Genomic DNA, 20,189 nt, shown 5'->3' with positions numbered 1-20,189 from the left:
GCCAGATTTCCCATTGATTGAGGCCAATATACTTTGCGCGCGCAATTGTCTTTTGGTCGCGGGCGACATTGAACTCAAGGTCGGCAAACATAAAGTGTCGAAGCCGCCGGTATTCCAACTGGATCTACGGTTGCGCGGTCCACACGGCCAGTTCATAGCCGTCGGGATCAATGAAGTGGAACCTGCTTCCACCGGGGAACGCAAAGGTTTCGCGGGAGATCACCGCGCCCAGAGCCTTGAGCCGCTGTAGCGCGTCTGCCAGATTGTCCGAATACAAGATGATTAAAGGGCCGCCCGGTCGAACCGGCTCCCCGGTGGTGAAACCACCGGTCAGCCGGCCATCGCTGAATTCGGTATAGGTCGGACCGTAGTCGACGAACGTCCAGCCGAAGGCGTTGCCGTAGAAGGCTTTGCTGCGGGCAATGTCGCTGACATTGAATTCAATATTGTCGATCTGTCGATCTTGACCACGAACGCTCATGGTTGCCTCCTTGGCGAATGTCCAAAGCGGCGATTGTAACGGTTCGAGCGTTGAAATGTCGCTGGGAACAAGGCGCTAAGCCTTGCCATACGCCATGTACTCGTTCTGCAACACGATGTGATCCGCCACGTACTTCGCATCATGCCAAACCCCATAGATAAACGACGACGCCCGGTTCACCAGGTTTGGCAGGCCCAGGAAATAGATCCCGCTCTGCGCCGAAATCCCGCGTTTGTGGAACGGTTCGCCGTTCTCGTCGAACGCATCCACCTTCAACCAACTGAAGTCGAACTTGAAGCCGGTGGCCCATAGAATCGTGGTCACGCCGGCTTCGGCCAGGTCCAGGCTGAGGGTCGGGTTCAGCAGGCATTGCGGGTCGGGCAGCAGTTCCCAGGCTTGCGGTTCTTCGGGGAACGGCAAGCCGTTTGCCTCGATGTACGCATCGGCGTCGCGCAGTACGTCGAAGTACGCCCGATCGCCCTGCGCCACGTTGGCGGCCAGGCCTGGGGCGAAGGTCATGACGCCAGCGTTCCACTGTTCGGTGACGCCCACCAGGTTGATCCCTTGATGCGCGAGGCGGCGGAAGTCGACGGTCTTGCCGCCTTCGTAGCCGCTGACGGCAAAGGCCACGTGTTTTTTCTTCGGCTGGATTTTGACTTCGTCCCACAGGCCCAGGGCGCCGAGCCACCAGCAGTAGTCGCGGCCGCGGTAGGCGCGGGGAGGGCGGTAGTGTTCGCCGACCGAGAGGTACACGGTTTTGCCGGCCTTTTGCAGTTCTTCGGCGATTTGCGCGCCGGAGGCCCCGGCGCCGACCACCAGCACGGCGCCTTCGGGCAGTTGGCCGGGGTTCTTGTAGGCGCAGGAATGCAACTGATGCAGCGGCGCGGTGGCGGGGACGATGTCCGGGATCGAGGGGCGTTGGAACGGGCCGGTGGCGGCCACCACGTTAGCGGCCTCGATCACGCCCGCCGAGGTGGTTACCTTGAAGCCGGGGCGCCCGACATGGCGCTCCACTTGCTGCACTTCGACGCCGGTACGCACCGGGGCGTTGAGCATTTCGACATAGGCTTGGAAGTAGTCGGCCATGCGCTCCTTGGGCGGGAAGGCTTCGGGGGAGATGCCGTCGAATTTCAGGCCGGGGAAGCGGTCGTGCCAGGCCGGGCCGTTGGCGACCAGCGAGTCCCAGCGCTCCGAACGCCAGCGCTCGGCGATGCGGCTGCGCTCCAGCACGATATGCGGCACGCCCATCAGGGACAGGTGTTCGCTCATGGCGACGCCGGCCTGGCCAGCGCCGACTACCAGGGTGTTGATGGTTTCTACTGACATAGGAAGGGCCTGAATAGTAAGAAGTCTGTCTGAAAAGAACGGGCGCGGTCGCGGTGGACCGCCAATGTGGACGCGTGGGTGATACCGTTCACTGCGGCGGCTCTGCGAGCAGTTCGGCCACCGCCGTGAGTGCCAGTTGGTAACCCAGCGCGCCCAGCCCGGCGACCACGCCGGTGGCGGCTTTGGACACGTAGGAGTGATGCCGGAAGCTTTCGCGCTTCCAGATATTGCTCATGTGCGCTTCGATGATCGGGCCGTCGAACGCCAGCAGTGCATCGAGGATCGGCACCGAGCTGTAGCTCAGCCCGGCGGCGTTGATCACGATGGCGTCGGCGTTCAGGCGGGCCTCTTGAATCCAGTCCACCAGCACGCCTTCATGGTTGCTCTGGCGAAAGTCCAGGGTCAGGCCCAACTCCGCGGCGTGGCCCTGGCAACGCGCTTCGATGCTGGCGAAGCTGGCACTGCCGTAGGTGCCGTCCTTGCCCAGCCCATAGAGGTTGGCGTTGGGGCCATTGAGGAAGTACACGGTGTGGGGCATGAGGTTCTCCGGCTTATTCGGCGAGGTGCAGCACGAGGTGGGCGTCGGCCGCCTTCATACGCTCCAGTCGTCCGGCACCACGGCGATCACATCGATCTCCATCAACCACTCCGGTTGACCGAGGCCGGAAATCACCAGCCCGGTGGAAATCGGGAACACGCCCTTGAGCCATTTGCCGACCTCCTGGTACACCGGCTCGCGGTAGCGCGGGTCGATCAGATAGGTGGTGGTCTTGACGATATGGGACAGGTCGGAACCCGCCTCCTCAAGCAGTTGCTTGACGTTTTTCATGGCCTGTTCGGCCTGGGCACGCGGGTCGCCGAGGCCGACCAGGTTGCCGTCGAAATCGGTGCCGATCTGGCCGCGCACATAGATGGTGTTACCAGCGCGCACGGCCTGGCACAGGTCGTTGTCCAGCGCCTGGTTGGGATAGGTCTGTTTGGTATTGAACATGCGGATACGGGTATGAGTGGGCATGGCGAGCGACTCGTCGGCAGCGGGATGCAATCAGCTTCACATCGCCGGTCGCCGGACGAAACCAGCATTTGTGCGGGGTAGTGCTTAGGAAAAACCGAAGCCCGTGCAGGTCATCGCCCTGCGCAGGGCCCGCGCCTATCCCGGCATGAACCCTGCAACGCGCTGGGCATACAGTCATTACCGAGGTACAGGCCTGATGCTCAGTCGTATCACTCAGCGCCAACTGGAATATTTCGTCGCGTCGGGCGAGGCCGGCAGCATCAGTGCCGCGGCTGAACGCATCCATGTTTCGTCGCCGTCGATCTCGGCGGCGATCACTCACATGGAGGCCGAGCTGGGCATCCAGCTGTTTATCCGGCATCACGCCCAGGGCATTTCGCTGACGGCCGTGGGGCGCCTGGTGATGCAAGAAGCCAAACAGATCCTGGAGCAGGTGAGCAACCTCTACACCATCGCCTCGGAGTCGTTGAACACCGTGCGCGGGCCGCTGCGCGTGGGTTGCCTGGAGTCGCTGGCGCCGATGATCACCCCCGAGCTGGTGTTTGGTTTCGGTCGTGCGTTTCCCGGCGTGCGCCTGACCCAGGCCGAAGGCAACCACGAGGAACTGCTGGAAAAACTGCGCAGTGGCGAGCTGGACATCGCCCTGACCTACGACCTGGTGACCAGCCCCGACATCGATTTCCAACCCCTGGCGCACCTGCCGCCGTATGTGATGGTCGGCGAGTACCACCCGCTGGCGAGTCTGTCGGCGGTCAGCATGCAGGACCTGGAGGCGTACCCGGTGGTGCTGCTCGACACGCCCTGGAGCCGCGACTATTTCCTCAGCCTGTTTATGCAGGCAGGCACCACGCCGAACATCATCATGCGCTCCACCAACCTCGAAACGGTGCGCGCCATGGTCGGCAACGGGATCGGTTATTCCTTCGCGAATGCGCGGCCCAAATCGAACCTGTCCCAGGACGGCAAACGCGTGATCCGCCTGCGCCTGGCGGGCGCGCACCGGCCGATGAAGCTGGGCTACGCCACGGCGAGCAACACCCAGCTGTCGCGTGTGGTGTCGGCGTTTGCCGAGCGCTGCCGCATGTTTGTGTCCGACCAGTACATCCCCGGCATGGCCCCGCCGAGCTTTTTTGACCCGCATGCGGTGCGCTCGCTCAGCAGTGTGAGCTGAATTTGCACCAAAAGGTGGCGTGTTCGGCGCGGTGAGTTCAGGCGCGCACCCTTTCGGTCAGGGCCTACAGCCTATCCAATGTGGGAGGGGGCTTGCCCCCGATTGCAGTGGGTCAGCTTGCTGATGTGTTGCTGATGCGCCGCTATCGGGGGCAAGCCCCTCCCACATTGATTTTTGGTGGTTTCGAGGGTGGCGGCGGGCTGCGTAGGTTCTGCCTACCCAGTGGACCGGGTTTTACGAATTGACCCCAAGGGCCCGTCCCCACGACTCTGAATTCATTGACGCAGATCAACTTCTTTTTTGGGGCAGGGCAGCGCGACGATGACATTCGACTGGAATTATATGTTGGGTCTGCTGGGTGACGCCGAGTTCTGGCGCGCAACGTGGACGGTGATCAAGCTCAGCACCCTGACCTGGGTCTTGAGTATCGGTCTGGGCTTTCTGCTGGCGCTGGCCAAGCAATCCAGACATGGGCTGCTCAGCGTTCCTGCGCGTGGCTATATCTGGCTGTTCCGCAGCCTGCCGTTGTTGGTGCTGTTGATCTTTATCTACAACCTGCCGCAAGCGCTGCCCGGCACGTCGGCGATTCTGGCCGACCCGTTCTGGTCCGGCCTGTTGGCCCTGGTGATCTGCGAAACGGCGTATGTGGCCGAGATCCATCGCGGCGGTCTGCTCTCGATCCCCAAAGGCCAGGGCGAGGCAGCGCGGGCGTTGGGCTTGAAGTTTTTCGGCACCCAATGGCGCGTGGTGATCCCCCAGGCTGTGCGGGTGGCGCTGCCGTCCCTGGCCAACGAATACATCTCCATCGTCAAGCTCACCTCGCTGGTGTCGGTGATCTCGCTGACGGAAATCCTGATGGTCGGCCAGCGCCTGTATTCGCAGAACTTCCTGGTGATCGAAACCATGGCGGCGGTGGCGTTTTTTTACGTGTTTATCGTCACCGTGTTCGACTTCCTGCTCAAACGCCTGGAGCGCTTTCTCGACGTCAACCAACGCAATGTGTCGCGGGTTCCCGATGCGGCGGTGCTGGCGCTGGCCACGCAACAACGGGTTGCGCTGCAACGTCCGGCAACCACCGGGGCCCCGGCGCTGCAAGCCACGCGGCTGCACAAGGCCTACAACGACATCGAGGTGCTGGGCTCGGTCAACCTGCAGGTCCAGCCCGGTGAAGTGGTGTCGGTGATCGGGCCGTCGGGGTCGGGCAAAACCACCTTGATTCGCCTGCTCAACGGCCTGGAGCAACTGGACAACGGCGAGATCAAGATCAACGGCCAGCCGTTCATCCACCTGAACAAAACCGGCGCGCAGAAACCGCAGTACGTCGAACACGCCGAGCATCGCCTGAACATCGGCATGGTGTTCCAGAGCTTCAACCTGTTCCCGCACTTGAGCGTGCTCGACAACCTGCTGATGGCGCCGAAATACCACGGCCTGGGGCGTACCGACGCGCTCAAGCAACAGGCCTACGCGCTGCTGCACAAGGTTGGCATGCTCGACCACGCCTGGAAGTACCCGCACCAACTCTCCGGCGGCCAGCAGCAACGCGTGGCCATCGCCCGCGCGTTGATGATGCGCCCGCAGATCATGCTGTTCGACGAGCCCACCTCGGCGCTCGACCCGGAGAAAGTCAACGAAGTGCTGCAAGTCATCGAAGCCTTGGCCGAGGAGGGCATCACCATGGTGATCGTCACCCACGAGATGAATTTCGCGTTCAAGGTCTCCGATCGGATCGTGTTCATGGAGAAGGGGCGTGTGGTCTGCGACGACACGCCTGCGGTATTGCGCAGCGGCCAGAACCCACGCGTGGAGGCGTTCCTCAAGGACGTCTCGCTGGCGTGACCCTCTAACGTTCAGGAAAAACAAAATGATCGAGCAACATCAAATCGAGCAGTTCCAGCGCGACGGCTACCTGGTGGTGGAAGGCGTGTTGTCGATGGACGAAGTGGCCGCGTTGCAGCACGACTTCGACCAATGGGTAGAGGAAAGTCGCCGCCATGACCAGGGCTGGGGCACCACCGTGGATGGCCGCGCACGCTTCGATCTGGAGGGCGACCATCGCGCCGATCACCCGTCGCTGCGGCGGGTCAGTTCGCCCACCGAGATTTCCCCAGTGTATGAGCGCGTGGCGTTGCATTCACGCATGGCGGCGATTTCCGCGCAGTTGATCGGCGCCAGTGGCACGCGCTTTCACCACAGCAAGATCAACTCGAAGCTGCCCCGCACCGCGACCCAGGTGAAGTGGCACCAGGACTTTTTATTCACGCCCCACAGCAACGACGACATCATCACCGCCTTGCTGATGGTCAGCGAAGTGACCCCGCAAAACGGCCCGCTGAATGTGATCCCCGGCAGCCATAAAGGCCCGCTGTGGTCGCACTGGCAGAACCAGCGTTTCACCGGCGCGGTGGACGATGCCGTGGTCGCGCAACACTGTCGGCAACCGGTCGCCTGCTACGGCCCGGCCGGTTCCGTGTGCTTCATGCACACCCGGCTTTTGCATGCCTCCAGCCCTAACGAGACCGAACTGCCGCGCACCCTGTTCATCAGCGTCTACGCCGCTGAAGACGCGTTGCCATTCGGCGAAAACCCTCTGCCCAGCGCACATGCCGGCCTGCTGGTGGCCGGTGAAGAAAGTGGCTTGATACGTTCCACGGACAACCAACTGCGCTTGCCGCAGAAACCCCGTGGCGCGTCTTTCTTCGTGCAACAGGCCGGACAAGATTCTGCCACTGCCTAACCTCCCAACCCCCTTGCAGGTATTGACCATGACAGCGTTTCGTAAAAGTGTTCGTCCCCTTGCCGTGTGCCTGCTGGGCGCAGCGGTTGCGATGACCTCGTTGGCGGCTTCGGCGTTCCAGCAGGACGGCAAGATCATCGCCGGTTCCGATGTGACGTTCTTCCCCTATGAGTACATGGATAACAACAAGCCAGCGGGCTTCGATATCGAGTTCATGGACGGCCTGGGCAAGGTCATGGGGCGCAAGGTCGAGACCCTCGACACGCGTTTCCCCAACCTGATCACCGGCCTGCAGGCCGGGCGTTTCGATGTGACCAACTCGTCGATGTACATCACCGCCGAGCGGGTCAAGGTCATCGACATGATCCCCTACCTGAAAAGCGGTGAGTCGATCCTGACCCTCAAGGATAGTGCTTTCCAACCCAAGACCCCGGAAGAATTCTGCGGCCACAAGATCGGTTCCATGGGCGCTACGTCCTGGCTCGCGCAGATGAACAAACTGTCGGCCGAGTACTGCGTGGCCAAGGGCTTGAAGCCGATCCAGATCAGCGAGTACAGCACCGACCCGCAAACCACCCAGGCGTTGCTGGCCCATGCGGTCGAAGCGCAGATCACCGACGCGGCCGTGGCCCGTGGCGTGATCGACAAGCTGGGCAGCCGCGTGGTGATTTCCTCCGACGCCTTGATCTACCCGGTGCTGAACGGCTTCGGCGTGAAGAAGGGCAATGACACGGTGAAAAAAGCCTTGCTCGACGGCCTGGAGAAGTACCGCGCCACGCCGGAATACGCGGCCTTGCTCAAGAAGTACAACTTCGAGGCCCCCACCGATGCCGACCTTGCGGCGCTGATGCCCAAGTAAGCCTATTGCGCGGCCGCCGTCTTGCGGTCGCGCCCTGCGGAGACCGATCCATGGCGTTATCCCTCGAAGAACAGACGCGCATTGACCTGGCAGCGACCTTTCGCATCGTCGCCCACCTGGGTATGCACGAAGCGGTGGCCAACCACTTCAGCGCTGCCGTGTCGGCCGATGGCAAACAGTTTTTGCTCAACCCGAGGTGGAAGCACTTCTCGCGCATTCGCGCCAGCGACCTGCTGCTATTGAACGCCGATGACCCCAGCTGTGCCGACCACCCGAACGTGGACGCCACCGCCTGGTCGATCCACGGGCAGATCCACCGACTGCTGCCGCACACCCGCGCCGTGCTGCACCTGCACCCGGTCTACACCACGGCGGTGGCGTGCCTGGCCAAGCCGCACATCCCGGCGATCGACCAGAACACCGCGCGCTATTTCAACCGCGTGGCGGTGGACGAGCTCTACGGCGGCATGGCCGATACCGAAGCCGAAGGCGCGCGCCTGGTCGGCCTGCTCGACGGCAAGAGCCGCCTATTGATGGGCAACCACGGCGTGATGGTGACCGCTTCGTCCATCGGTGAAGCGTTCGACGATATCTGGACCCTGGAGCGCGCCTGCCAGATCCTCGTCACGGCGTGGTCCACCGGGCAGCCGTTGCGGGTGTTGTCCGATGAAGTGGCGGAAAAAACCGCGCGGGGCTGGGAAGGCATTACCGATTTCTCGCGCCAGCATTTTGAAGAAATGAAGCAAATGATGATCGATGCCGATGCGTCGGTGCTCGACTGAGGAAGCGCTATGACCTTTTCCGTTGTTGCCCGCTGTGCCGAGACGGGCCAGTTGGGGATCGCCATCAGTTCGTCGAGCATCGCCGTGGGCGCGCGTTGCCCGTGGCTGCGCCCCGGTGTGGGCGCGGTGGCGTCGCAGAACATCACTTTGCCGAGCCTGGGTCCGCAGATTCTCGACCTGCTGGAGCAGGGCATGACGCCGAGTGAAGCCGTGGCGGCAGTGTTCGCCGGGCAGGACCACCGCGACTATCGGCAGGTGACGGTGATCGATCGGCTGGGTCGCACCGCGCACTTCAGCGGCGCGCAGACTCTCGGCCTGCATGCCGCGCAGAGCGGCGAGCAATGTGTTGCGGCCGGGAACATGCTGGCTAATCCCGGTGTGATCGCCGCGATGGTCGGCGCGTTCGAAAACGCCTCGGGGCATCTGGCTGACCGGCTGCTCGCCGCGATGCACGCAGGCCAGGCCCTCGGCGGCGAAGCGGGGCCGGTGCATTCGGCGGCCCTGATGGTGGTCGACGATCTGCTCTGGCCCATCGTCAATCTGCGCGTGGACTGGGCCGATGCCGAGCCGATCGGCGCCCTCGATCAGTTGTGGCAGGCCTATCGCGGGCAACTGCAAGACTACCTCGACCGCGCCCTCCACCCGCACATCGCGCCGGGCTATGCGGTGCCGGGAGATGACCGATGAGCCACAGCCGTGACCTGCTGGCGCAACTGGTGCGCTTTGACACCACCAGCCGCGAATCCAACCTCGCGTTGATCGACTTCGTGCGTACTTATTTGCAGGGCCACGGCGTCGCCTGTGAACTGGTGTTCAACGAACACAAGAACAAGGCCAACCTGCTGGCGACCATCGGCCCGGCGGATGTGCCCGGCATCGTGTTGTCCGGGCATACCGATGGGGTGCCGGTGGACGGCCAGCGCTGGAGCGTGGCGCCGTTCGACCTCACCGAACAAGACGGCAAGTTGTACGGGCGTGGCACCGCCGACATGAAGGGCTATATCGCCTGTGTGTTGGCCTGTGTGCCGGCGCTGGTGCGGGCGTCGTTGCGCATGCCGGTGCATATCGCGCTGTCCTATGACGAGGAGGTGGGTTGCCTGGGCGTGCGTTCATTGATCGAACGGTTTCGCGCGCAGCCGGTCAAGCCGCTGTTGTGCGTGATCGGCGAGCCCACCGAGCTCAAGCCGGTGCTGGGGCACAAAGGCAAATTGGCCATGCGTTGCGATGTGCATGGCGCGGCGTGTCATTCGGCCTATGCGCCGTCGGGCGTCAACGCCATCGAATACGCGGCCTGCTTGATCCGGGAGCTGGTGCGGCTCGGTGAAGAACTCAAGGCGCCGCAACACCTGAACGCGGCGTTCGATCCGCCGTTTTCCACAGTGCAAACCGGGGTGATGAGCGGCGGCAAGGCGCTGAATATCGTGCCGCAGCAGTGCAGCTTCGATTTCGAAGTGCGCTCGCTGCCGGCCCAGGACCCGTGGCAGGTGGCGCACCAGTTACGGTTGTATGCCGAGCACACCCTGCTGCCGGCGATGCAGGCGGTGAGTGCGCAGTGCGCGATCGGTTTCAGTGAGTTGTCCAGCTATCCGGGGTTGGCGACTTCGTCGCAAAGCCAGGCCGCTGAGTGGGTCGCGCAGTTTTGCGGTTCGCGGGACTTCGGTACCGTCGCCTTCGGCAGCGAAGGCGGGTTGTTCGATCAGGCAGGGATTCCCACCGTGGTGTGCGGGCCGGGCAGCATGGAGCAGGGGCACAAGGCGGATGAATTCATCAGCCTGCAACAACTGGATGCCTGTGATCGAATGCTGGAGCGGGTGGTGGAGTTTGTGCGTCAATAGCCCTCGCACTGACACTCGTGGTGAAGAAGGGACCCCAGTTGAACGAACACACATTGTCCATGCGCCTGGAACGCGTGGCGGCGCATGTGCCGGCCGGGGCGCGGTTGGCGGATATCGGCTCCGACCATGGCTACCTGCCGGTGGCGTTGCTGCGCCGCGGCCTGATCGCGGCGGCGGTGGCGGGGGAGGTGGCCGCGACGCCATTCCAGGCCGCCGAACGCACCGTGCGTGAAAATGGCCTGGAGCGACATGTCAGCGTGCGCCTGGCCGATGGCCTGGCAGCCATCGAACCCGGCGACGCGATCAGTGCGATCAGCGTCTGCGGCATGGGCGGCGAGACCATCCGCGACATCCTCGACAGCGGCAAGGCCTGCCTCACCGGCCAGGAGCGCCTGATCCTGCAACCCAACGGCGGTGAACAACCGTTGCGCCAATGGCTGATGGACAACGGTTACCGCATCCTTGTCGAAGAGTTGTTGCGGGAAAACCGCTTCTACTACGAGATCATCGTCGCCGAGCGCGCCGAACCGCGGGTGTACAGTGCCGAGGAGTTGTACTTCGGCCCGCTGCACCTGCAGGCCCGCAGCCCGGACTTCCTGGCCAAGTGGCAACGCCTGCTGCGGCAAAAGCAGAAAACCCTGGCCGGTTTCGAACAGGCCCGCCAGGCGTTACCGCCGGCCAAGGTGCAAGAGGTCGCCCGGCAAGTGCAGTGGATCACCGCGTTGCTGGCGTGACCGCAGCGGGTTGATCGAACCCACTCGCTACGCGGTCGTTCCCGACGCTGAGTGCTTTCGCCCCATCTTCGCGCACGGCACACGATTTTTCGGGTGTCGCACCGCCTGTTCAGGGGGGCGCTCTCTGCGGCCCGTATCTTGCTTGAGCCTTCCCAATCAATGACATGGCACTTTGCCGTTAGTCATTTCAAGGCGTCACCCATCGTTGCCGCGTGTGGGTGGTTTTAGGGAGTAGTCGGCCATGCACAGTCTTTTGTCACCCGGTATCCGCCTGCTCGGACGTTTCGGCTTCGCACGCAAATTCCAGATTCTGTTCATTCTGTTCATTCTGCCCTTGGCCGGGAGCCTCTGGATGATCGGGCTGGACTATCGCGACAAACTCGCGGTGATTTCCAGCGAAAAGTCCGGCGTTTCTCAACTGCTGACCCTGGACGCGCTAGATGGCCAATTAACGGCCCAACGCAACCTGGCGTCGCGCTGGAAAGCGCTGGACCTGCTGCGTGAACCGACTCCCGCAGCCAAGGCGGCGATGGACCAGGTGGATGCGAACAACCCGCTCATCCTGCAAAGCCTGCAAGCCCTGGGCGACGCGCTCAAGAAACAGGGCGCGAGCGGCGATACCCTGGCCCGCTTCGATGCATTGCAGGCAGCGGTCAAGGGGATGGATGTGCAATCCCTGCGCACCGTCGGCTGGTGGCCAGACGGCTACGACCGCTTCACCTCGGCGCTGAGCGCCATGCAAACCCTGCGTGAACAGATCACCCTCGACGCCGGCCTGATCCTCGACCCCTGGCTGGAGACTTACCTGCTGATGCAGATTTCCAGCCAGCACACGCCGGACCTGATCGAGCGTATCGGGCGCATGGCCAGTATTGGTCAGTCGTCCATCGCCTCGGGCCAGTTCACCTTGCAAAGCCGCTTGCAGATGCGCGACCTGCGCGGCCGTATCGGCGATGCGCGGGACCAGTTGATCAAGGCTGCGGCATCGCTCAAGGCCAAGCCATACGCCGGCCTGGAACCCTGGACCGCGCAGTACGACAACAGCCTGCAACAACTGGACAGCGAGCTCAAAGTGCTCGACGACGGCGTGTTTGGCGGCACCATCAAGCTTGACCCTGCCAGTTTCGAGCGCAGTGTCGACACCATGCTCGGCAGCCTGGGCGCGTTGCGCAAGCAATCGCTCGGCTCGCTGGATGCGCGCCTGACCCATTACCACGACCGCTCCTTGCAGCAATTCATCCCCGTAGCGGCCATTTTCAGCCTGCTGGCCCTGGCGGCGCTGTACCTGTTCATGTGCCTGCAAGCGTCGATCCGCCGCAGTGCCAGCGGTATCACCACGCTGGCTGAGTCGTTGCGCGACGGCAACCTGTGTGTGGAAGTGGCGGTGGACGGTCGCGATGAGCTGGCGGCGATCAGCGCGGCGCTCAACGTGGCGGTGGTGCAACTGCGTACCAGCCTGCTGGGGGTCAATCACGAGACTCAGCAACTCGGGTCGGCGGTGCTTACGCTCAATTCGCAGTCGGGCAGTACCCTCAGCGACGTCGAAGACCAGCAACACCAGATCAGCCAGATCGCTGCGGCGGCGACGCAATTGGCCGCCACCTCCATGGGCGTCGCCAAAAGTTGTGAGCAAGCCTCCGGCAGCGCCCAACACACCCGCCGCATCGCTGAAGACAGCAGCCGCGACAGCCAGCGTACTACGGCGAGCATCCAGCAACTCAACCAGCGCCTGACCGACACCGCCAACGCCCTGGAGCAAGTGAGTCAACAGGGCCAGCAGATTCAGTCGGTGGTCGACACCATTCGAGGCATCGCCGAGCAAACCAACCTGTTGGCACTCAACGCCGCCATCGAAGCCGCGCGAGCTGGCGAACAGGGCAGGGGGTTTGCCGTGGTCGCCGATGAAGTGCGCAGCCTGTCGCAACGCACCCAGGCCTCCACCGCGCAAATCGCCGGCACCGTCGACAGCCTGCGCGCCACGGTCAGTCAGGCCGTCACACTGATGAGCGTCGCCTGTGCCCAGGCGCTGACCGACGCCGAATCCGTTACCGGGCTGGGCGCGCGGCTGGGCGAGATCGCCGGAGCCGTGCAGAACGTCACCGACACTCTGGCGCATATCGCGGCGGCGGTGGAAGAACAAGCGACGACGGCGGACGAGGTGAGCGGCAATATCCAGCAAGTGGATCAGGCGGCAGGGCGCTTGCTCGATGGCGCGCGGGCGGTGAATCAGGCAGCGGATACGTTGAGCAAGGGCAGTCGTGCGCTGAGTGACAACACCGCACGTTTCCGCCTGAGCTGAATAGGCCGCTGGGTGTAAGCCGGTCTAGTTTGTGTCCTGACTGGACTCTACCTCGAGTTTCAATCGGTCAGCCTTGCTGATGTATTTGTCCTTGGCTTTCGGCGCCAATTTGGCACTGGCCTTTTTCGCGTTGGCCTTTAATAGCTGATTGATCTTTTTACGACGGTTCATGTTGGTCTCACCCACCTGGTCAATTCTCGAATGATATCAGCTAAAAACAATGGGCCCGATTTTGACGGTGCGGTGTCATAAAATAGTGGCACAATGCCTCATTCTCAGGCATCGCAAGCACAAGGAGATGAGCCTTGCACCTATTGATCACTCGCGCCGCCTCACTCAGGGCCACGCTTCATCGCCCTGAACCCTTCAACCTGTTCACGCTGTTGCGCAGTGCTTCGGACGAGGTCCGCCTGCACTCTCGCTACCTGGCTTTTTTGCTCAACCCCAAGGGCGCCCACGCCGCGGGCGGGAAACTGCTGGAGCTGTGGCTCGCGGCGTTGAATATAGAAGGCTTCGATTGTCGCGCTGTCACGGTGGATGTCGAGTACCGCAATGTCGACATCCTGATCCGCAACGGCAAGCGCCAGGCGATCATCATTGAGAACAAGCTCAACGCCGAGGACCAGGACGCCCAGTTGCACCGTTACCTGGAAGCGCTCCAGGGCGAGGGCTACCAGACGTTCCCGCCGTTGTACCTCACCCTGGACGGGCGCGACGCCGACACGCGCAGTTGCCTGGGGATCGACTACCAACGTATCAGCTACGCCGCCGACATCCTGCCCTGGCTTGCGCAATGCCAACCTTGGGTGATCCGCGAAGCGGGCGTGCGAGAAAGCCTGCTGCAGTACATCGACCTCATCGCAAAACTGACTTTCCAGAACCAAGGACACGCCTACATGGACGCGCTCAAGCAGACGTTACGCCAGGACAACAACCTGCTCGTGGTCAAGGACCTGCAGAGAGCCTTCACCGAGACGCTCAAAGACCTGCAACTGGAACTCTGGCAAGCCGTTGCCAAGTGCGTCGAAGATAAATACCCCACGCTGCCCAAGCCCTCTGAAGCGCCCACTGCGGCGGTTATCGACCGTTACTACAGCGCGGCCAGGGATAACCGTTATTACGGCCTTCACTACGAGCTGGGCTTTATGGCGGGCTCGGTCTACATCGAGCTCAATCATCGCTTCTATTGTGGCTATTGCTGCGATGCCGAATCCCATCCTCGCGATTTCGGGCAACTGGAAATGTTGACGCTGTTGTTGGAGAACGATGGCGTCAGCGAAAATGGCTTGCTCTGGCGCTTCACCACCGAACTCAATATGAAACACCCCAGCGACGAGCACCTGATGACACTGCTTGCATCGGGGACGCGAGCGCAAGCGGCAGAGCGCATGGCAGACGACCTTTATGACCTCTGGTACAAGGCGCATGAACTCTACGGCGCAGCAGCGTCGGGCGCGGGCCGCATGACGGCCGATCAGCCAGGCTAGGCTTGGGGCCGCGCCGCTGGACAGCTACTTGCCCTACTCAGACTCCCGAGCCTGAGTAGGGAAAAGAATTTTCAGGCGGGGGTTGACCACGTAATTTAATCCTGTATTATTTGCCTCCCGCTAACGAGCAGTTCGCTGCTGGTCTGGCTTAAGTAATTGATTTTGTTGATAAAATTAAAAACTTTTAGGGTTGCTACTTCGAAGAGTGTGCTGTAGAGTGCGCTCCTCGGTTGAGACGAAAGATCTTAACCAACCGCTCTTTAACAACTGAATCAAGCAATTCGTGTGGGTGCTTGTGGAGTCAGACTGATAGTCAACAAGATTATCAGCATCACAAGTTACTCCGCGAGAAATCAAAGATGTAACCAACGATTGCTGAGCCAAGTTTAGGGTTTCTTAAAAACCCAAAGATGTTTGAACTGAAGAGTTTGATCATGGCTCAGATTGAACGCTGGCGGCAGGCCTAACACATGCAAGTCGAGCGGTAGAGAGAAGCTTGCTTCTCTTGAGAGCGGCGGACGGGTGAGTAATGCCTAGGAATCTGCCTGGTAGTGGGGGATAACGTTCGGAAACGGACGCTAATACCGCATACGTCCTACGGGAGAAAGCAGGGGACCTTCGGGCCTTGCGCTATCAGATGAGCCTAGGTCGGATTAGCTAGTTGGTGAGGTAATGGCTCACCAAGGCGACGATCCGTAACTGGTCTGAGAGGATGATCAGTCACACTGGAACTGAGACACGGTCCAGACTCCTACGGGAGGCAGCAGTGGGGAATATTGGACAATGGGCGAAAGCCTGATCCAGCCATGCCGCGTGTGTGAAGAAGGTCTTCGGATTGTAAAGCACTTTAAGTTGGGAGGAAGGGCAGTTACCTAATACGTGATTGTTTTGACGTTACCGACAGAATAAGCACCGGCTAACTCTGTGCCAGCAGCCGCGGTAATACAGAGGGTGCAAGCGTTAATCGGAATTACTGGGCGTAAAGCGCGCGTAGGTGGTTAGTTAAGTTGGATGTGAAATCCCCGGGCTCAACCTGGGAACTGCATTCAAAACTGACTGACTAGAGTATGGTAGAGGGTGGTGGAATTTCCTGTGTAGCGGTGAAATGCGTAGATATAGGAAGGAACACCAGTGGCGAAGGCGACCACCTGGACTGATACTGACACTGAGGTGCGAAAGCGTGGGGAGCAAACAGGATTAGATACCCTGGTAGTCCACGCCGTAAACGATGTCAACTAGCCGTTGGGAGCCTTGAGCTCTTAGTGGCGCAGCTAACGCATTAAGTTGACCGCCTGGGGAGTACGGCCGCAAGGTTAAAACTCAAATGAATTGACGGGGGCCCGCACAAGCGGTGGAGCATGTGGTTTAATTCGAAGCAACGCGAAGAACCTTACCAGGCCTTGACATCCAATGAACTTTCTAGAGATAGATTGGTGCCTTCGGGAACATTGAGACAGGTGCTGCATGGCTGTCGTCAGCTCGTGTCGTGAGATGTTGGGTTAAGTCCCGTAACGAGCGCAACCCTTGTCCTTAGTTACCAGCACGTAATGGTGGGCACTCTAAGGAGACTGCCGGTGACAAACCGGAGGAAGGTGGGGATGACGTCAAGTCATCATGGCCCTTACGGCCTGGGCTACACACGTGCTACAATGGTCGGTACAGAGGGTTGCCAAGCCGCGAGGTGGAGCTAATCCCAGAAAACCGATCGTAGTCCGGATCGCAGTCTGCAACTCGACTGCGTGAAGTCGGAATCGCTAGTAATCGCGAATCAGAATGTCGCGGTGAATACGTTCCCGGGCCTTGTACACACCGCCCGTCACACCATGGGAGTGGGTTGCACCAGAAGTAGCTAGTCTAACCTTCGGGGGGACGGTTACCACGGTGTGATTCATGACTGGGGTGAAGTCGTAACAAGGTAGCCGTAGGGGAACCTGCGGCTGGATCACCTCCTTAATCGACGACATCAGCTGCTCCATAAGTTCCCACACGAATTGCTTGATTCATGCGTTTGTCAAAGTGCAGAGCTAAATATTCGAATCGAATAGTTAGCTCTGATCTTTTTCAGAACCGTTCTTTAAAAATTTGGGTATGTGATAGAAAGATAGACTGAACGTTACTTTCACTGGTAACGGATCAGGCTAAGGTAAAATTTGTGAGTTCTCTTAATTGAGAAATTCGAATTTTCGGCGAATGTCGTCTTCACAGTATAACCAGATTGCTTGGGGTTATATGGTCAAGTGAAGAAGCGCATACGGTGGATGCCTTGGCAGTCAGAGGCGATGAAAGACGTGGTAGCCTGCGAAAAGCTTCGGGGAGTCGGCAAACAGACTTTGATCCGGAGATGTCTGAATGGGGGAACCCAGCCATCATAAGATGGTTACCTTACACTGAATACATAGGTGTAAGGGGCGAACCAGGGGAACTGAAACATCTAAGTACCCTGAGGAAAAGAAATCAACCGAGATTCCCTTAGTAGTGGCGAGCGAACGGGGACTAGCCCTTAAGTGGCTTTGAGATTAGCGGAACGCTCTGGAAAGTGCGGCCATAGTGGGTGATAGCCCTGTACGCGAAAATCTCTTAGTCATGAAATCGAGTAGGACGGAGCACGAGAAACTTTGTCTGAATATGGGGGGACCATCCTCCAAGGCTAAATACTACTGACTGACCGATAGTGAACTAGTACCGTGAGGGAAAGGCGAAAAGAACCCCGGAGAGGGGAGTGAAATAGATCCTGAAACCGTATGCGTACAAGCAGTGGGAGCCTACTTTGTTAGGTGACTGCGTACCTTTTGTATAATGGGTCAGCGACTTATTTTCAGTGGCGAGCTTAACCGAATAGGGGAGGCGTAGCGAAAGCGAGTCTTAATAGGGCGTCTAGTCGCTGGGAATAGACCCGAAACCGGGCGATCTATCCATGGGCAGGTTGAAGGTTGGGTAACACTAACTGGAGGACCGAACCGACTACCGTTGAAAAGTTAGCGGATGACCTGTGGATCGGAGTGAAAGGCTAATCAAGCTCGGAGATAGCTGGTTCTCCTCGAAAGCTATTTAGGTAGCGCCTCATGTATCACTGTAGGGGGTAGAGCACTGTTTCGGCTAGGGGGTCATCCCGACTTACCAAACCGATGCAAACTCCGAATACCTACAAGTGCCGAGCATGGGAGACACACGGCGGGTGCTAACGTCCGTCGTGAAAAGGGAAACAACCCAGACCGTCAGCTAAGGTCCCAAAGTTATGGTTAAGTGGGAAACGATGTGGGAAGGCTTAGACAGCTAGGAGGTTGGCTTAGAAGCAGCCACCCTTTAAAGAAAGCGTAATAGCTCACTAGTCGAGTCGGCCTGCGCGGAAGATGTAACGGGGCTCAAACCATACACCGAAGCTACGGGTATCACGTAAGTGATGCGGTAGAGGAGCGTTCTGTAAGCCTGTGAAGGTGAGTTGAGAAGCTTGCTGGAGGTATCAGAAGTGCGAATGCTGACATGAGTAACGATAATGGGTGTGAAAAACACCCACGCCGAAAGACCAAGGTTTCCTGCGCAACGTTAATCGACGCAGGGTTAGTCGGTCCCTAAGGCGAGGCTGAAAAGCGTAGTCGATGGAAAACAGGTTAATATTCCTGTACTTCTGGTTATTGCGATGGAGGGACGGAGAAGGCTAGGCCAGCTTGGCGTTGGTTGTCCAAGTTTAAGGTGGTAGGCTGGAATCTTAGGTAAATCCGGGATTCTAAGGCCGAGAGCTGATGACGAGTCATCTTTTAGATGACGAAGTGGTTGATGCCATGCTTCCAAGAAAAGCTTCTAAGCTTCAGGTAACCAGGAACCGTACCCCAAACCGACACAGGTGGTTGGGTAGAGAATACCAAGGCGCTTGAGAGAACTCGGGTGAAGGAACTAGGCAAAATGGCACCGTAACTTCGGGAGAAGGTGCGCCGGTGAGGGTGAAGGACTTGCTCCGTAAGCTCATGCCGGTCGAAGATACCAGGCCGCTGCGACTGTTTATTAAAAACACAGCACTCTGCAAACACGAAAGTGGACGTATAGGGTGTGACGCCTGCCCGGTGCCGGAAGGTTAATTGATGGGGTTAGCTAACGCGAAGCTCTTGATCGAAGCCCCGGTAAACGGCGGCCGTAACTATAACGGTCCTAAGGTAGCGAAATTCCTTGTCGGGTAAGTTCCGACCTGCACGAATGGCGTAACGATGGCGGCGCTGTCTCCACCCGAGACTCAGTGAAATTGAAATCGCTGTGAAGATGCAGTGTATCCGCGGCTAGACGGAAAGACCCCGTGAACCTTTACTATAGCTTTGCACTGGACTTTGAATTTGCTTGTGTAGGATAGGTGGGAGGCTTTGAAGCGTGGACGCCAGTTCGCGTGGAGCCAACCTTGAAATACCACCCTGGCAACTTTGAGGTTCTAACTCAGGTCCGTTATCCGGATCGAGGACAGTGTATGGTGGGTAGTTTGACTGGGGCGGTCTCCTCCTAAAGAGTAACGGAGGAGTACGAAGGTGCGCTCAGACCGGTCGGAAATCGGTCGTAGAGTATAAAGGCAAAAGCGCGCTTGACTGCGAGACAGACACGTCGAGCAGGTACGAAAGTAGGTCTTAGTGATCCGGTGGTTCTGTATGGAAGGGCCATCGCTCAACGGATAAAAGGTACTCCGGGGATAACAGGCTGATACCGCCCAAGAGTTCATATCGACGGCGGTGTTTGGCACCTCGATGTCGGCTCATCACATCCTGGGGCTGAAGCCGGTCCCAAGGGTATGGCTGTTCGCCATTTAAAGTGGTACGCGAGCTGGGTTTAGAACGTCGTGAGACAGTTCGGTCCCTATCTGCCGTGGACGTTTGAGATTTGAGAGGGGCTGCTCCTAGTACGAGAGGACCGGAGTGGACGAACCTCTGGTGTTCCGGTTGTCACGCCAGTGGCATTGCCGGGTAGCTATGTTCGGAATAGATAACCGCTGAAAGCATCTAAGCGGGAAACTAGCCTCAAGATGAGATCTCACTGGGACCTTGAGTCCCCTGAAGGGCCGTCGAAGACTACGACGTTGATAGGTTGGGTGTGTAAGCGCTGTGAGGCGTTGAGCTAACCAATACTAATTGCCCGTGAGGCTTGACCATATAACACCCAAGCAATTTGCGAACTCGAAAGAGGCCAGATTGCGGTGTGTGAAGACGAAACGAACCGAAAGTTCGACTCTTACAAAACACCGAAAACTATCACATACCCAATTTGCTGAAGCGAGGCCAGCTGGCCACGACTCAGTACCCGAATTTCTTGACGACCATAGAGCATTGGAACCACCTGATCCCATCCCGAACTCAGCAGTGAAACGATGCATCGCCGATGGTAGTGTGGGGTTTCCCCATGTGAGAGTAGGTCATCGTCAAGATTAAATTCCAGAACCCCTGTTTGCTCGCGCAGACAGGGGTTTTGTTTTGGGCGGTCGGAAAGGGCCAC

15 protein-coding genes and 3 rRNA genes are annotated in these 20,189 nt (G+C 59.5%); 13 read left to right on the top strand and 5 right to left on the bottom strand.

The features are described from left to right. Positions 1–124 precede the first annotated feature (124 nt). From JN756_RS22110 to JN756_RS22095, 4 genes are all read right to left on the bottom strand, one after another. Complete coding sequence (locus JN756_RS22110; RefSeq protein WP_193040251.1) at positions 125–481, bottom strand: VOC family protein; 357 nt, start codon at positions 479–481, stop codon at positions 125–127. A 75-nt stretch (positions 482–556) separates the two neighbouring features. Further along, positions 557–1,807, bottom strand: coding sequence for a flavin-containing monooxygenase (locus JN756_RS22105; RefSeq protein ID WP_046382610.1), 1,251 nt, complete (start codon positions 1,805–1,807; stop codon positions 557–559). 88 nt (positions 1,808–1,895) lie between these two features. Continuing rightward, entirely contained in the window at positions 1,896–2,345 is a 450-nt protein-coding gene (locus tag JN756_RS22100; protein WP_046382611.1) for a type II 3-dehydroquinate dehydratase, read from the bottom strand. 54 nt (positions 2,346–2,399) lie between these two features. Next, complete coding sequence (locus tag JN756_RS22095; protein ID WP_017849372.1) at positions 2,400–2,822, bottom strand: RidA family protein; 423 nt, start codon at positions 2,820–2,822, stop codon at positions 2,400–2,402. A gap of 196 nt (positions 2,823–3,018) precedes the next feature. On the opposite strand from JN756_RS22095, the gene JN756_RS22090 reads away from it, so the two are divergent. The 9 genes from JN756_RS22090 (at position 3,019) to JN756_RS22050 (ending at position 13,239) form a co-directional block, all read left to right on the top strand. Further along, the gene (locus JN756_RS22090; RefSeq protein ID WP_017849371.1) at positions 3,019–3,993 is read left to right on the top strand and encodes a LysR family transcriptional regulator; all 975 of its coding nucleotides are present in this window, start codon (positions 3,019–3,021) and stop codon (positions 3,991–3,993) included. A 321-nt stretch (positions 3,994–4,314) separates the two neighbouring features. Continuing rightward, the gene (locus JN756_RS22085) at positions 4,315–5,832 is read left to right on the top strand and encodes an amino acid ABC transporter permease/ATP-binding protein (protein ID WP_046382612.1); all 1,518 of its coding nucleotides are present in this window, start codon (positions 4,315–4,317) and stop codon (positions 5,830–5,832) included. A 25-nt stretch (positions 5,833–5,857) separates the two neighbouring features. Then, positions 5,858–6,730 (top strand): phytanoyl-CoA dioxygenase family protein, encoded by an 873-nt coding sequence (locus JN756_RS22080; protein ID WP_017849369.1) that lies wholly within the window; start codon positions 5,858–5,860, stop codon positions 6,728–6,730. Positions 6,731–6,758: 28 nt separating this feature from the next. Beyond that, positions 6,759–7,589, top strand: coding sequence for an ABC transporter substrate-binding protein (locus JN756_RS22075; protein WP_057005960.1), 831 nt, complete (start codon positions 6,759–6,761; stop codon positions 7,587–7,589). 50 nt (positions 7,590–7,639) lie between these two features. Beyond that, positions 7,640–8,371 carry a class II aldolase and adducin N-terminal domain-containing protein gene (locus JN756_RS22070; protein ID WP_046382614.1) on the top strand — a complete coding sequence of 244 codons (732 nt, stop codon included), beginning with the start codon at positions 7,640–7,642 and terminating at the stop codon, positions 8,369–8,371. Positions 8,372–8,380: 9 nt separating this feature from the next. After that, the gene (locus JN756_RS22065) at positions 8,381–9,058 is read left to right on the top strand and encodes a DUF1028 domain-containing protein (RefSeq protein ID WP_057005961.1); all 678 of its coding nucleotides are present in this window, start codon (positions 8,381–8,383) and stop codon (positions 9,056–9,058) included. Next, on the top strand, positions 9,055–10,206 hold the full coding sequence (gene argE / locus JN756_RS22060) for an acetylornithine deacetylase (RefSeq protein ID WP_108524625.1): 1,152 nt from the start codon (positions 9,055–9,057) through the stop codon (positions 10,204–10,206). The genes JN756_RS22065 and argE overlap by 4 nt, the downstream gene beginning before the upstream one ends. 38 nt (positions 10,207–10,244) lie before the next feature. Then, a complete protein-coding gene (locus JN756_RS22055; RefSeq protein WP_026140332.1) occupies positions 10,245–10,940 on the top strand; it encodes a tRNA (adenine(22)-N(1))-methyltransferase in 696 nt (231 codons plus the stop codon). Between the two features lie 241 nt (positions 10,941–11,181). Beyond that, positions 11,182–13,239 (top strand): methyl-accepting chemotaxis protein, encoded by a 2,058-nt coding sequence (locus JN756_RS22050; RefSeq protein ID WP_046382617.1) that lies wholly within the window; start codon positions 11,182–11,184, stop codon positions 13,237–13,239. A gap of 24 nt (positions 13,240–13,263) precedes the next feature. On the opposite strand, the gene JN756_RS22045 is transcribed toward JN756_RS22050, so the two are convergent. After that, positions 13,264–13,410, bottom strand: a complete 147-nt coding sequence (locus JN756_RS22045) for a DUF2986 domain-containing protein (RefSeq protein ID WP_082107721.1) — start codon at positions 13,408–13,410, stop codon at positions 13,264–13,266. A 134-nt stretch (positions 13,411–13,544) separates the two neighbouring features. Between JN756_RS22045 and JN756_RS22040 the strand changes: the two genes are divergently transcribed. The 4 genes from JN756_RS22040 to rrf all read left to right on the top strand — a co-directional run bounded on the left by JN756_RS22040 (position 13,545) and on the right by rrf (position 20,121). After that, on the top strand, positions 13,545–14,726 hold the full coding sequence (locus tag JN756_RS22040; protein ID WP_046382618.1) for a PDDEXK-like family protein: 1,182 nt from the start codon (positions 13,545–13,547) through the stop codon (positions 14,724–14,726). 416 nt (positions 14,727–15,142) lie between these two features. Next, positions 15,143–16,679: ribosomal RNA gene (locus JN756_RS22035) — 16S ribosomal RNA — on the top strand. A gap of 278 nt (positions 16,680–16,957) precedes the next feature. Continuing rightward, a 23S ribosomal RNA gene (locus JN756_RS22030) occupies positions 16,958–19,849 on the top strand. Positions 19,850–20,005: 156 nt separating this feature from the next. Then, positions 20,006–20,121: ribosomal RNA gene (gene rrf, locus JN756_RS22025) — 5S ribosomal RNA — on the top strand. The 16S, 23S and 5S rRNA genes sit together here, the layout of an rRNA operon. The last annotated feature ends 68 nt before the right edge of the window (positions 20,122–20,189 follow it).

The organism is Pseudomonas sp. Y39-6, from assembly GCF_023651955.1.
GTDB classification, from domain to species: Bacteria; Pseudomonadota; Gammaproteobacteria; order Pseudomonadales; family Pseudomonadaceae; genus Aquipseudomonas; species Aquipseudomonas veronii.
The sequence above is the reverse complement of the archived record's forward strand: the minus strand, read 5'-3'. Positions and strand labels throughout refer to the sequence as shown.